At 72.8% G+C, this 12,824-nt stretch carries 13 protein-coding genes; 7 read left to right on the top strand and 6 right to left on the bottom strand.

Annotated features, from left to right (window positions below; genetic code table 11):
* Window positions 1–14: 14 nt before the first annotated feature.
* From JEK78_RS14325 to JEK78_RS14315, 3 genes are all read right to left on the bottom strand, one after another.
* Entirely contained in the window at window positions 15–1,394 is a 1,380-nt protein-coding gene (locus JEK78_RS14325) for a DUF6716 putative glycosyltransferase (protein ID WP_200259101.1), read from the bottom strand.
* 407 nt (window positions 1,395–1,801) lie between these two features.
* Window positions 1,802–2,818: a hypothetical protein gene (locus tag JEK78_RS14320; RefSeq protein ID WP_200259097.1), complete on the bottom strand. Its 1,017-nt coding sequence runs from the start codon at window positions 2,816–2,818 to the stop codon at window positions 1,802–1,804.
* Window positions 2,818–3,480: an RNA polymerase sigma factor gene (locus JEK78_RS14315; protein WP_200264167.1), complete on the bottom strand. Its 663-nt coding sequence runs from the start codon at window positions 3,478–3,480 to the stop codon at window positions 2,818–2,820. Before JEK78_RS14315 ends, JEK78_RS14320 begins: the two co-directional genes overlap by 1 nt.
* A 354-nt stretch (window positions 3,481–3,834) precedes the next feature.
* Here JEK78_RS14315 and JEK78_RS14310 point away from each other — a divergent pair, with 354 nt between their 5' ends.
* Together JEK78_RS14310 and JEK78_RS14305 are read left to right on the top strand one after the other, a co-directional pair.
* The gene (locus JEK78_RS14310) at window positions 3,835–4,428 is read left to right on the top strand and encodes a TetR/AcrR family transcriptional regulator (RefSeq protein ID WP_200259094.1); all 594 of its coding nucleotides are present in this window, start codon (window positions 3,835–3,837) and stop codon (window positions 4,426–4,428) included.
* 88 nt (window positions 4,429–4,516) lie between these two features.
* A complete protein-coding gene (locus JEK78_RS14305; RefSeq protein ID WP_200259091.1) occupies window positions 4,517–5,206 on the top strand; it encodes a type 1 glutamine amidotransferase domain-containing protein in 690 nt (229 codons plus the stop codon).
* Window positions 5,207–5,453: 247 nt separating this feature from the next.
* Here the strand turns inward: JEK78_RS14305 and JEK78_RS14300 are convergent, their stop codons facing one another.
* From JEK78_RS14300 to JEK78_RS14290, 3 genes are all read right to left on the bottom strand, one after another.
* Window positions 5,454–6,008 carry a hypothetical protein gene (locus JEK78_RS14300; protein ID WP_200259089.1) on the bottom strand — a complete coding sequence of 185 codons (555 nt, stop codon included), beginning with the start codon at window positions 6,006–6,008 and terminating at the stop codon, window positions 5,454–5,456.
* 104 nt (window positions 6,009–6,112) lie between these two features.
* Entirely contained in the window at window positions 6,113–6,640 is a 528-nt protein-coding gene (locus JEK78_RS14295) for a hypothetical protein (protein ID WP_200259087.1), read from the bottom strand.
* A gap of 99 nt (window positions 6,641–6,739) precedes the next feature.
* Window positions 6,740–8,302, bottom strand: coding sequence for a glycoside hydrolase family 20 protein (locus JEK78_RS14290; RefSeq protein ID WP_200264166.1), 1,563 nt, complete (start codon window positions 8,300–8,302; stop codon window positions 6,740–6,742).
* Between the two features lie 316 nt (window positions 8,303–8,618).
* On the opposite strand from JEK78_RS14290, the gene JEK78_RS14285 reads away from it, so the two are divergent.
* The 5 genes from JEK78_RS14285 (at window position 8,619) to JEK78_RS14265 (ending at window position 12,757) form a co-directional block, all read left to right on the top strand.
* Window positions 8,619–9,077 carry a 2-oxo-4-hydroxy-4-carboxy-5-ureidoimidazoline decarboxylase gene (locus JEK78_RS14285; RefSeq protein WP_242483407.1) on the top strand — a complete coding sequence of 153 codons (459 nt, stop codon included), beginning with the start codon at window positions 8,619–8,621 and terminating at the stop codon, window positions 9,075–9,077.
* A gap of 300 nt (window positions 9,078–9,377) precedes the next feature.
* The gene (sdhC, locus tag JEK78_RS14280) at window positions 9,378–9,722 is read left to right on the top strand and encodes a succinate dehydrogenase, cytochrome b556 subunit (RefSeq protein WP_242483406.1); all 345 of its coding nucleotides are present in this window, start codon (window positions 9,378–9,380) and stop codon (window positions 9,720–9,722) included.
* A 5-nt stretch (window positions 9,723–9,727) separates the two neighbouring features.
* A complete protein-coding gene (locus JEK78_RS14275) occupies window positions 9,728–10,216 on the top strand; it encodes a succinate dehydrogenase hydrophobic membrane anchor subunit (protein ID WP_200259083.1) in 489 nt (162 codons plus the stop codon).
* 19 nt (window positions 10,217–10,235) lie between these two features.
* Complete coding sequence (gene sdhA / locus JEK78_RS14270; protein ID WP_200259081.1) at window positions 10,236–11,990, top strand: succinate dehydrogenase flavoprotein subunit; 1,755 nt, start codon at window positions 10,236–10,238, stop codon at window positions 11,988–11,990.
* On the top strand, window positions 11,990–12,757 hold the full coding sequence (locus tag JEK78_RS14265; RefSeq protein ID WP_200259079.1) for a succinate dehydrogenase iron-sulfur subunit: 768 nt from the start codon (window positions 11,990–11,992) through the stop codon (window positions 12,755–12,757). Before sdhA ends, JEK78_RS14265 begins: the two co-directional genes overlap by 1 nt.
* The last annotated feature ends 67 nt before the right edge of the window (window positions 12,758–12,824 follow it).

The raw sequence follows: 12,824 nt of genomic DNA, 5'->3' as shown, positions 1-12,824 counted from the left end.
TGCGTCGGCGCGCTTCACAGCTCCCCCATCCGCCGGATCAGCGGGGCTACCCGCTGGACCCCGTGGCGGTAGGCACCGCGCGCGGCACGGCGGACGATCCGTCGCGCCAGGCCCGGCCGGGGCCCGCCGACGGCGTCGCCGGGACGCGGGGTGCCGTCCGGGCCCAGGTGGTGGCGGGCCAGGATGCCGGGCAGGTATCCGGGCGCGGTCTCGACGGTGTAGTACGGGGCGAGGGGCGGCAGGCCGCCCGGCCGGGCCAGCAGCTCGGCGACGCGCTCCCGGGCGGTGTCGAAGGCGCCGGCGTACGACGCCCCGGTCGGGTCGCCCCCGGCGGCCACGCCCTGACGGGCCACCCACTCGGGGGCGGGCTCGGGCCTGTGGCCCGCGTCGAGCCGATCCCAGGAGGTCAGGCAGCCGGAGCCGACGAAGTGGTGGTTGCCCAGGGATTCCCGCACACCCAGGTCGGTGAGTATCGCGGTGGGGACACGCCGGTGCAGCGACTCCATGGCCGCTGTGGAGCTGACCGTGACCAGCAGGTCGGCGCGGTCCAGCACCTCGCCCATGTGCCCGTACACCAGGTGGAGGTTGGGCGGCGGGTCGGCGTCGCCCACCAGCGTCTGGTAGGGAAGGTCCTCGATGTGGGTGGTGTGTTCGCCGGGCCGGGAGCGCAGCTTGAGCAGCACCTCTCGCTCGGGGTGTCGCCGGGCGTGCCGGATCAACCGGTCGAGCAGGTAGACACGGTCCGCGCGGGAGGACGGCACCGAGGGCTGGGCGGCGAAGACGACCGTGTACGGGTCGTGCGCGTCGGTGTAGGGGGCGCCACCGAGGAACGGCAGGGCCACCTCGGTCACGGAGGAGGCGTCCGCGCCCACCCCCTCGTAGACGGCGCGGAAACGCTCGGCGTCCTGAAGGGAGTTGGCGAGCACCAGGTCCGCGCCGTGCCGCAGCAGCAGACCGTCGGTGAGCTTCTCGTAGACGACGCCGACGTAGCCGGTGACGACGACCGGGCGGGCGGAGCGCGCCTCCCAGGAGCGACCGAGACCGTGCAGCATCGCCTGGACACCGCCGCCGACCAGGGCCAGAACGACGACGTCGTACGACGCGTCCCTCATCTCCCGCAGGAACTCCACGGCGGTGACCTCGCGCAGGCTGTCAGCGGCCACCCCGACCTCGGCCAATTGGCGGGCCGTCGGGGTCGACCTGCCGCGCAGCAGGTAGCCGTCCAGGCGGGAGGCCGGGTCGCTCGCGTCGGTCGGTCCGGTGTCCCCGGCGCCACCCGCCGCGCCGGAACGGCTCCCGGTCAGGCGGCGGGCGGTCAGGGCGCCCCATTTCCACCGGGTGTCGGAGTCGGCGAGAACGGCGGTCCGCAGGGGTTTGGTCGCACTTTCTGGCACACCGAGGACGGTAGGAGCGTGTTTCTAGGAGCAGCCCAACCGGACTTCAACGACGAGTGAACAGAAGATCGCCAAGCGACGAACCCGCCCACGGTCCACGCCGGCGCGCGGGTGATTCACCGTGCGTCGAGAGCGAGTTCACTCGCCGTCGGGAAACCGGTCGGGCGGGAACCGACGGGGGGGCCGGGCCTCGCGGTGCGGCGCGGCTCGTGCCGGCGGAAGGGCCGGGGCGCGGACGGGACCGGGGGAACGTGTCCCGCCCGCGCCGAACGCACGAGCCTCGGGTACGGGGGGAACCCCGGCTCGGCGGCAGCCGATGACCAGTCGGCTCACCCACTACTGCGCCGGGGCCGTCGAAAGTGTCACACCCTGCGCGATTTCTTTCACGGAGACCGGCTCGGCGGACCTCACGGCGGCGGCGTGGAGGCCCACCCCGACCCGCCGGCGGCCCGTCGGAGCCCCATGGCATCGATGTCGGAACCCGGCTCGGAGTCCCGACGGCAGACATCCTCCGACCGGCCCGCGTCCGCGTCCGGCCCGTCCGACGTCCGCCCTCGGGCACCTTCGGTCCCCGGGGGCGTCGTCACGCCCAGGCACTCGGCGGCGGAGGCGTCTCGCGGGGTCCGGGAATCGTTGCCGTCGTCCTGGGCGGACCGCGACCGGTCGCCTCGGCCCTCCTCGCCTCGCCGGTCGGTCGCGCTCTCGCGGCCGGCCGGAGTGGGCGATGCCGGAGTGGGCGATCCGCTCTCCGTGAGCGCGGGCGGGTCGTCCGCCGTGCCGCCCGCACCGCGGTGGCCCGGCCCCGTCTCCTCGGCGGTCGCGACCGGGACGGAGCCCAGCCCGGTCGACTCCGCTCTCGGCGACACCGGGGGCTCGGGGGTCGCGGCACCCGTGGCCGAGATCTCCGGGATGGGGTGATCGCCGGTGAGGGGCGCGCGCAGGACCCCCGTCCCCGCCACGGCACCGCCCCCGCCGACCAGACCCACCGCCAGGGCGGCGGCAGCGACCCGCCGCAGCCTCGCACGGGGCCGCCGAACCCGGACGTCGCCGCCGTCCCGGCCCAGGTCCTGGCGCCGGTCCGGGTGCCGGAGAACGATGTCGGCGCCGGGCGACGCGGATGCCTCGGAGGCCGAGTCGGCTCCGGGATCGGCCGGGCGGGCGTTCCCAGGGCGGGGGGCGCGCCGAGCATCGCGGAAGGCGGCGACGGCTGCCGCCTCCCCCGGGTACTCCCCCTCCACCTCGGGGAGCCTCGGGGTGAGCCCGGCGAGGATCTCGGCGAGCCGAGCCGCCCGCTCCGGCGACACGGCGCCGAGCGCGCCGGCGTCCCCCTCCTCCGGGGGCGACGCGAGCGCGCCGGCGTCCCCCTCCTCCGGGGGCGACCCGTCCGTCCCGTCCTCCGGCCACGGGTTGCGCTCGTCGGCCATCACACCTTCCTCCGCGTCCGCCGCGCTCCTCGCCTCACCGGCGCGGACGCCGCCGCGGAGTCCTCCGGTTCTCGCGGGGCCGGGAGAGCGTCGAGGGCGCCCCCGGCGGCGTCCTCGGCGCCGATCAACTCGGCCAGCCTGCGGAGGCCGCGGTGAGCGGCGGTGCGGACGGCGCCGGGACGCTTGCCCAGCGTCGCCGCGGCGGCCCTGGCGTCTAGACCGACCACCACCCGAAGGACGACCGCCTCGGCCTGGTCCTGGGGCAGTCGGGAGATGAGGGCGAGGGCGCTGCCGGTGGCGAGCGACTCCATGGCCTGCCCGGCCGTGTCCGCCTCCGCCGGTCTGCCGGTCAGTTCGGTCTCGTCGCCGCCGATCGCGGGCCGGCGGCCTCGCATGCGGAGGTGGTCGAGCGCGCGGTTGCGGGCGATCCGCGCCGCCCAACCGCGGAAGCGGTCCGCGTCGCCCCGGAAGCGCTCCAGGTCCCGGGCTATCTGCAGCCACGCCTCCGAGGCGACGTCCTCGGCCTCCCCCTCGCCGACGAGCGTCCTCACATAGCCGAGCAGCCGCGGGTGCACCGCGCGGTACACGGTCCGAAACGCCGTCTCGTCCCCGTCCCGCGCCGCACGTACCGCCGCGGTCAGCTCCGCGTCCTCCCCGAGCACCCCGCGCGCCTCTCCCTGCGCCCGGAGCTCCGACTGGCCGCGGTGGTCCACCGCGGGCGGGCACAAGCGCATGCCCTCCGCGCTCCGGCGCGAAAGGCACGCTACGTCTTGAAACCGTCCCCGTCCACGCCTCGACGACCCGTGGAACCAGGATGCAACTCACCCGTGACGCGACGGGTGTGACGCGGAACGCCCGGGCGGCGCTGTACCGGGTAGCGGGCCGCCTCGCGACCCGTGCGACGGCCGGGGTCTCTCCTGTGGGGGGTGGCGGCCCCGGCCGTCCCGCCGCGACGCCCCGGCCTCTCCGGAGCGGGACACTAGACGACCGGTCTACTTTGCTGCTACGGTCGCGTCATGCCGGTCACCGCGCGCACCACGGACACCCGTCGGGCCATCCTCGACACCGCGCGGCGGATCATGGCCCGTAAGGGCTACTCCGCCGTGGGGATCAACGAGGTGCTCGCCGAGGCCGGCGTCCCCAAGGGGTCCTTCTACCACTACTTCGGTTCCAAGGACGCCTTCGGGGAGGCGACCCTGCGGAGCTACTTCGCCGACTACCTCGCGGACATGGACGTCACCCTCGCCCCGTCCGACCGGACGGTGGCCGAGCGACTGACGGCCTACTGGCGGCAGTGGCGGGAGAATCAGAGCTTCGAGGACTGCCAGGGCAAATGCCTGGCGGTCAAGCTCGGCGCCGAGGTCGCCGACCTGTCCGAGCCGATGCGACTGGCCCTCGTGGAGGGCACCGACGCGATAGTCGACCGGCTCGGTCGCGCCGTCGCCGCGGGGACGGAGGACGGATCGCTGTCGATCGAGGGCGACCCGCGCGAGGTCGCGCAGGCGCTCTACGACATGTGGCTCGGAGCCGGGGTGCGGAGCAAGATCCTTCGCGACACGGCACCACTCGACGCCGCCATGTCGGCGACCCGCCGCACGCTGGGCATCTGAACGGGCCTCCACCGGCGCCCTCCGCGCCGCACGCGACGCGTTGTCGCATACTGTAGTAGTAGACCGGTCTATTAGATTGGAGCACGTCATGAAGGTCCTGATCGTTCTCACCTCGCACGACGAGCTGGGCGACACCGGCGAGAAGACCGGATTCTGGCTGGAGGAGCTGGCCGCGCCCTACTACCGCCTCAAGGAGGCGGGGGCGGAACTGGTGCTCGCCTCGCCCAAGGGAGGCCGACCCCCGCTGGACCCCAAGAGCAACGAGCCCGACTTCCGCACCGACGACACCCGGCGATTCGAGGCCGACGCCGAGGCGACCGAGGCACTCGCCAACACCGTCCGACTGGACTCGGTCTCGGCCGAGGACTTCGACGCGGTCTTCTACCCCGGCGGACACGGGCCGCTGTGGGACCTGGCCGAGGACGCCGGCTCCGCCCGCCTCATCGAGACGACGCTGCGTGCCGGCAAGCCGGTGGCGCTGGTCTGCCACGCCCCCGGCGTCCTGCGCCACACCGTCGCCGAGGACGGCACCCCGCTGGTCCGCGGCAAGGACGTCACCGGCTTCGCCAACTCCGAGGAGGAGGCGGTCCAGCTGACCGACATCGTGCCCTTCCTGGTCGAGGACGAGTTGGTCCGGCTCGGCGCCTCTTACCACAAGGGCGACGACTGGGGGCCGTACGTCGTGCGGGACGGCCTGCTGATCACCGGGCAGAACCCGGCCTCGTCGGCCCCCGCGGCCGACGCCCTGCTGGAGCTGCTGGGCAAGACCGGGGCGTGACCACCCTCCTCGGAGGCCACGCCGGCTGCTGACGTCGTCGGCCCGGGACACCGTTCCCCGGGCGGCGGTCCCGCTCGCGCACCGGGACCGGATCGACCCGCGGCGGAGTCGTCCCCCAGGGGGCGACTCCGCCACCGCGCTGCCGTCGGCACGACCGCCCCCGCGCACCGCCCGCGCCGGGTGGCGTCTCGGGCCGCGGGCGGGCGTACCGGCGGGACGACCGGTGCGGACGCCTCGGCGTCGGGACTCAGCCCACGCCGCGCGACCGGCGCGAGACGACGGCTCGCAGCACCCGGCGCCCCTCCGTGGTCACCTCCAAGGCCCGGCGCAGTCCGGGCGCTCCGTGTCCGGCGAGGACCTCCAGCACGGTGACCTGACGGCGCAGCTCCGCGGCGACGAGGGGAGGCATGTTCCCGGTCCGCCCCGACCTGCGCTCCCGCACCGGCGTCGGGTCCTCGGCGGGGTCGAGCGTCCGATGGACGCCCAAGGAGGCCAGCGAGCAGTCGTCGGCCCACCGTCGGGTGGCGGGGGCGGTCCAGTCGAGGGGCGCCGTCGCCAGCATCTCCCGGGCCAGGCCGGCCGCCCGATCGTGTGCCTCGCCGACGCCCTGAAGGCGGTTTCGCGCCTCGGTCAACAGGGGGCCCCACAGCGCGGGGTCGCCGCCGGGCGCGAGACTCCCCCACAACGGACGCAACGTCTCGTCCTCCCCGCCCAACAGGGGAAGGCAGCGGTCGAGACAGGCCAGCCCGCTCGCGGCCACGCTTCGTTCGTCGGCCCGCGCGATCAGTGCCTCCAGGCTCATCCGTGCCTCCCGCTCGTGCAGCTCGGCCCGCCCACCCCGACGGGGGGCGCTTCCTCCCTACAGCGTGCGGCGGCACGGGAATGTCACCGCTTCACGCGCCGCCCTCAGGGGGCCCGGTGTCCCAGCGGGACGACGCCCAGTCGGTCGAGGAAGCGGAAGAAGAGGTCCTCGGCGCCCGACTCGGTCGGCTCGGGGTCGGCCTCCAGAAGCCTCAGCAGTTCACCGGCGTCGGCGGCGCGACCGGCCTCGGCGGCCCAGGCGACGGCCCGGTCGGCCGCGTCGCGGGGCTCCAGGAAGTAGTCCTCCAAGGTGAGTCCGTGCTGCTCGGCGCCGAGGTAACAGGCCATCCGGGTCCGCGCGAGACAGGTGGTCCACACCCCGCTGCGGGGGCCCGCCGCCTCGAGGACCACGCAGTCTCCGTCCATCACGTACCCGAACAGGGCGGGCGCGCCGGTCTCGGCCGCCAGGTCGTGCATGCGGCCGACGTCGCCGTCCCCGCCCGGGTACTCCCAGACCTGCCATCCCCCGGGCGCGGAGGTCCGCGGGGTCATCCGGCCGGCCCGAGCCAACGCCCGCGCGTCCGGGACGGGTCGCTCCGCCCGTCCCACCACGAAATACCCCCAGTAGCCCACGTTCCGGCTCCCCCAAGCGTCGCCTCACCACTCGCCCACCACACCACCACAGGGGAGAGCGGGTTCGCAGTCGTATCGGGCAATCGGCCGGGGAGGGGGTCAGCCCAGCCGTTCGGCGAGCGCCCGGAAGTCGTCCCAGGAGAGACGGGGAGTGTCGGGGTCCCACAGTTTCTGGACGGTCGCGGCGAGCGGGAGCCGGATCCCCTCGGCGACCTCGTCCGCGGTCTGCGCGTCGGGGATGTCGCCCCAGACGGCGAAGACGGCGCCCAGGACGCGGTCGTCGTGGCGGGCCGGCACCTCCTCCGTGCCGCGCAGCACCCGGGGGGTCCAGCCCTCGTAGATCCTGCGACCCGTCGGGTAGACGAAGGTCTGCGGCTCTCCGAGGACGTAGTAGAGGAACTCGTCGTTGTAGTTGACGACGTCCCGACCGTCGTCCAGGTACTCCTCGGGTTGTCGGGCGCCGATCTCCTTGCCGGTCCAGTAGGCGACCCGGATGTCGGAGGCGGCGGGCACCTCGGTGTCCCGGTAGAAGCCGTCGTTCCAGGCGCGCGGTACGCGGTCGCGCGCGCGGACGGTCGCCGCCCGGTCGTCGAGCCAGCCGGTGGCCAGGTCGGCGACGCCCGCCCCGGCCCCGTAGCGCTCCCGGGCCGCGGCGGCCAGCCGGGGGTAGGCGGTCTCCGGATCCGACACCGTCAGCGCCTGGTACTCGTCGCCGCCGAGGTGCCAGTGGGGTCCGGGGAACAGGGAGGCGTATTCGTCGAGGAGTTCGTCGACGAGCGCGGCGGACTCCGGCAGGGAGATGTCGATGGCGCCCCGGACCGGGGCGCCCTGGGCGTCGAGGAGCCGCAGGTCGGGGTGGGCGTCCAGGACCGCCCCCAGGTGGCCGGGCGAGTCCAGCTCCGGGACGATCTCGATGTGTCGCTCGGCGGCGAGGTCGACGATCCTCTCGACCTGCTCCTTGGTCAGGTGGTCGCGGGAGACGACCTCCGGGTGGGTCTCGGAGGCGATCCGGAATCCCTGGTCGTCGGAGAAGTGCAGGCCCAGTTCGTTGAACTTCAGGTCGCCCAGCTCGCGTACGCGGTCCTCGATCCAGTCCGCGGGATAGGGCTTGCGGGCGATGTCCAGCATGAGTCCGCGTCGAGGCTTGGCAGGCGCGTCGGTGACCACGCCCTCGGGGGCGGTGGCCCCGCCGCTCACCGCCTGTTTCAGGGTGCGCGTGCCGTAGAAGACGCCCGCGTCGGCGGCGGCGGATATGGTCACGCGACCGTCGCGCACGGTGAGGGTGTACGACTCGGGTCCGTCGTCCTCGCCGCCCCCGCCGACCTCCAGCCGCACGTCGCCGTCGCGCCGGTCGTCGCGCCGCCCGGCGTAGTCCAGCTCCAACTCGTCGGCGAGGAGACGACCCTCGTCGGCCAGCGCGTCGTCGTTCACCACGACCCTGGCCCCCGTCCGGGGACGCCAGCCCGGACCGCGGGCGGGTTCGTGCCGCCGCACGGCCGGTATGGTCCGCGGTTCCTCGGAGAGCGGGTAGGAGCGCTCGGGGCTCGGGGTGACCTCGGGCGAGCGGGTCGACCGCGACCCCTCGGGCTCCGCGCCGTCCCCGCCGACCAGCCAGATCCCCGCCCCGACACCGACCGCGACCAGCGCGGCGCCGGCGACGATCGCCCGCCGCCTCGCCCCGCGCCCCGGGGTACGGCGCCTGTGCCGACTCACAGGGCCAACCTACGGCCGCCGATCGCCGGAGGCGTCCACGATTCGCTGCGAAACTCTCCCGTTCGAGTGAAATTCAGGCACCACTCGGCCATGTGATGTCCTCACTCGATACCGTGACGTCACCGCTCTTACAAGATCCCTGCCGACACCCACGTGACGCCCACGAGGACCCACGCTGCCCGCGCACCGCCTTCCCGAGCACGCCGGCCCACACACCCCGCCGGCGCCCGTACGGCCTCGTGCCCGCCCCGTCCCGTCGACCGCCCTGGACCGCTTCAACGGCGCTCCCCGCGAGGACGCCGTCCGCCTCCTGCTGGCCTGCCTGCCCAGCCCGCACTGGGCCGGGCGCATCGCCACCCATCGCCCCTACCCCGACCTGGCCGCCCTGCTCGCGGCGGCGGACGAGGCGGTGTACGACCTGGCGCCGTCGGATCTCACGGCGGCCCTGGCGGCCGAGCCGCGGCCGACGCTCCCGAAGAACGCCTACGCCGCCGCCCGGACGGCTCTGGGCGCGGCCCACACCGCGTACGAATCCAGATTCGGACACGCGTTCGTCATCTGTCTCCACGGGTTGCTCCCGACCGAGACCGCCGACCACCTGCTGGAGGGGATCCGATCGCGGCTGGCCAACGACCCCGACGACGAACGACTGGTGGCCACCGAGGAACTACGCCGCATCACCCGCTCCCGATTGGCCCTCGCCTTCCTGGAGAGCGGCCCCTAGCGGCGACCGCCGGGGCCGGCGTCCGGGCGGCGGCGGGCGCGGCGCCCTCCGAGGGCGGGGCGGCCTCGTGGCGGGCCCGGGAGGTCCGGTGAGATTCGTCCGACCTCACCCATCCGCGTACCAGTTTGATCACACCGGCAGGCCCCCCGTCGGGGCCGCGAACAACCGTCGCTAGGATACCGGGGGCCGGTGGACCGTACTCCGGCCGGGCCCGACCGACAGTGACGCCGGCGCGGCCCCGACCCCCGCTTCCGGAGGAATTCCGTGCCGGCTGGAACGCTGTACCGCGGCCGGGAAGGAATGTGGTCCTGGGTGGCTCACCGAGTCACCGGCGTCCTCATCTTCTTCTTCCTGTTCGTCCACGTGCTCGACACCGCACTCGTCCGTGTCTCCCCCGAGGCCTACGACCAGGTCGTGGCCACGTACAAGACCCCGATCGTCGCCCTGTTGGAGTACGGCCTCGTCGCCGCCGTCCTCTTCCACGCGCTCAACGGTCTGCGCGTCATCGCCGTCGACTTCTGGACCAAGGGCGCGCGCTACCAGAAGCAGCTGCTCTGGTCCGTCGTCGGCCTCTGGGTCGTGCTGATGCTCGGGGCGATCTACCCCGTCCTCGGCCACGCCGCTCGTGAACTGTTCGGGAGCTGACGATCATGTCCACAACCGAAACCACCGCCTCCGGCATCGGCCCCGTCGAGGGCGCGGGCCCCGCCGCCTACTCGGTGGACAACCCGGCGCCCGTGATCGAGCCCCCTCGCGCGCGGACCAAGAAGACCCCGAAGACCACCCGGGGCAACTTCGAGATGGCCGCCTGGCTCTTCATGCGCCTCTCCGGCGTGGTGCTGGTCGTCCTCGTCGTCGGCCACCTGGTCATCCAGCTGGTGCTGGACGGCGGCGTCTCCCGGATCGGCTTCGCCTTCGTGGCCGGTCGCTGGGCCTCGCCGTTCTGGCAGGTCTGGGACCTGGCGATGCTCTGGCTGGCCATGTTGCACGGCGCCAACGGGCTGCGCACCGTCGTCAACGACTACGCGGAACGCCCGAACACCCGCCTGTGGCTCAAGGGCCTGCTCTACACCGCCACGGTGTTCACCATCCTGCTGGGCACGCTGGTGATCTTCACCTTCGACCCGAACATCCGCTAGGCACGGGGCTGCGAGAATCATGAAGGTACACAAGTACGACACCGTCATCGTCGGCGCCGGTGGCGCCGGTATGCGGGCCGCCATCGAGGCGACCAAGCGCAGCCGCACGGCGGTCCTGACAAAGCTCTACCCCACCCGCTCCCACACGGGCGCCGCGCAGGGCGGCATGGCCGCCGCGCTGGCCAACGTGGAGGAGGACAACTGGGAGTGGCACACCTTCGACACGATCAAGGGCGGCGACTACCTGGTCGACCAGGACGCCGCGGAGATCCTGGCGAAGGAGGCCATCGACTCCGTCCTCGACCTGGAGAAGATGGGCCTTCCCTTCAACCGGACGCCGGACGGCACCATCGACCAGCGCCGATTCGGCGGACACTCGCGCAACCACGGCGAGGCACCGGTCCGGCGCTCCTGCTACGCCGCGGACCGCACCGGCCACATGATCCTCCAGACGCTGTACCAGAACTGCGTCAAGGAGGGCGTGGAGTTCTTCAACGAGTTCTACGTCCTGGACCAGCTGATCACCGAGGTCGACGGGGTCCGGAAGTCGGCGGGCGTCGTCGCCTACGACCTGGCCACCGGTGAGATCCACGTGTTCCGGGCGAAGTCCGTGATCTACGCCTCCGGCGGCTGCGGCAAGTTCTTCAAGGTGTCCTCCAACGCCCACACGCTGACCGGCGACGGACAGGCGGCGGTCTACCGGCGCGGGCTGCCCTTGGAGGACATGGAGTTCTTCCAGTTCCACCCGACCGGCATCTGGCGCATGGGCATCCTGCTCACCGAGGGCGCCCGCGGCGAGGGCGGCATCCTGCGCAACAAGGACGGCGAGCGCTTCATGGAGAAGTACGCCCCCGTCATGAAGGACCTCGCCTCCCGCGACGTGGTGTCGAGATCGATCTACACCGAGATCCGCGAGGGCCGCGGCTGCGGCCCCGAGGGCGACCACGTCTACCTGGACCTCACCCACCTGCCGCCGGAGCAGCTGGACGCCAAGCTCCCGGACATCACCGAGTTCGCGCGGACCTACCTGGGCATCGAGCCGTACACGGACCCGATCCCGATCCAGCCGACGGCGCACTACGCCATGGGCGGCATCCCGACCAACGTCCAGGGCGAGGTGCTGGCCGACAACACCACCGTCGTGCCCGGCCTCTACGCCGCGGGCGAGGTCGCCTGCGTGTCCGTGCACGGCGCCAACCGCCTGGGCACCAACTCGCTGCTGGACATCAACGTCTTCGGCAAGCGGGCCGGCATCGCCGCGGCGGAGTACGCCCGTGAGGCGGACTTCGTCGAGCTTCCGGAGAACCCCGAGGCCCAGGTGGTCGAGCAGATCGAGCGGCTGCGGTCCTCCACCGGCAGCGAGCGGGTCGCCGAGTTGCGCCGCGAGTTGCAGGAGACCATGGACGCCAACGTCATGGTGTTCCGGACCGAGCAGACGATCAAGAGCGCGGTGGAGAAGATCGCCGAGCTGCGGGAGCGCTACCGCGACGTCGCCGTCCAGGACAAGGGCAAGCGGTTCAACACCGACCTGCTGGAAGCGGTCGAGCTGGGCAACCTGCTCGACCTGGCCGAGGTCATGGCGGTCTCCGCGCTCGCCCGCAAGGAGTCGCGAGGCGGTCACTACCGCGAGGACCACCCCGACCGCGACGACGTCAACTTCATGCGCCACACCATGGCGTACCGCGAGGTCGGCGCCGACGGGTCCGAGACCGTCCGTCTCGACTACAAGCCGGTCGTCCAGACCCGCTACCAGCCGATGGAGCGTAAGTACTGATGGCTACCCCCGTTATGGACAAGGCGGCGGAAGACGCCCAGCCCGCGGCGTCCCCCCACATCACCGTCACGTTCCGCGTCCGCCGGTTCAATCCGGAGGTGTCGGCCGAGGCGAGCTGGGAGGACTTCCGGATCGAACTCGACCCCAAGGAACGCGTCCTCGACGGCCTCCACAAGATCAAGTGGGAGCTGGACGGCACGCTGACCTTCCGCCGTTCCTGCGCGCACGGCATCTGCGGGTCCGACGCGATGCGGATCAACGGCAAGAACCGGCTGGCCTGCAAGACGCTGATCAAGGACATCAACCCGGAGAAGCCCATCACGATCGAGGCCATAAAGGGCCTGACGGTCCTCAAGGACCTGGTCGTGGACATGGAGCCGTTCTTCCAGGCCTACCGCGACGTGATGCCGTTCCTCGTCACCAAGGACACCAACGAGCCGACGCGCGAGCGGTTCCAGTCCGCGGAGGACCGGGAGCGGTTCGACGACACCACCAAGTGCATCCTGTGCGCCGCGTGCACCTCCTCCTGCCCGGTGTTCTGGAACGACGGCCAGTACTTCGGCCCGGCCGCCATCGTCAACGCGCACCGCTTCATCTTCGACTCCCGGGACGAGGCGGGCGAACAACGGTTGGAGATCCTCAACGACCGGGACGGCGTCTGGCGTTGCCGCACGACCTTCAACTGCACGGACGCCTGCCCGCGCGGCATCGAGGTCACCAAGGCCATCGCCGAGGTCAAGCGTGCCCTGATCACCCGACGCTACTGACCACGCGTCGCGTCCGAGGGCCCCGCCTCCTTCGAGGCGGGGCCCTCGTGTCTCCGGCCGGGCGCGG

The organism is Streptomyces sp. HSG2, assembly GCF_016598575.1.
GTDB lineage: Bacteria > Actinomycetota > Actinomycetes > Streptomycetales > Streptomycetaceae > Streptomyces.
Note: the sequence above shows the minus strand (reverse complement) of the source record. Positions and strands in the feature narration are given on the sequence as shown.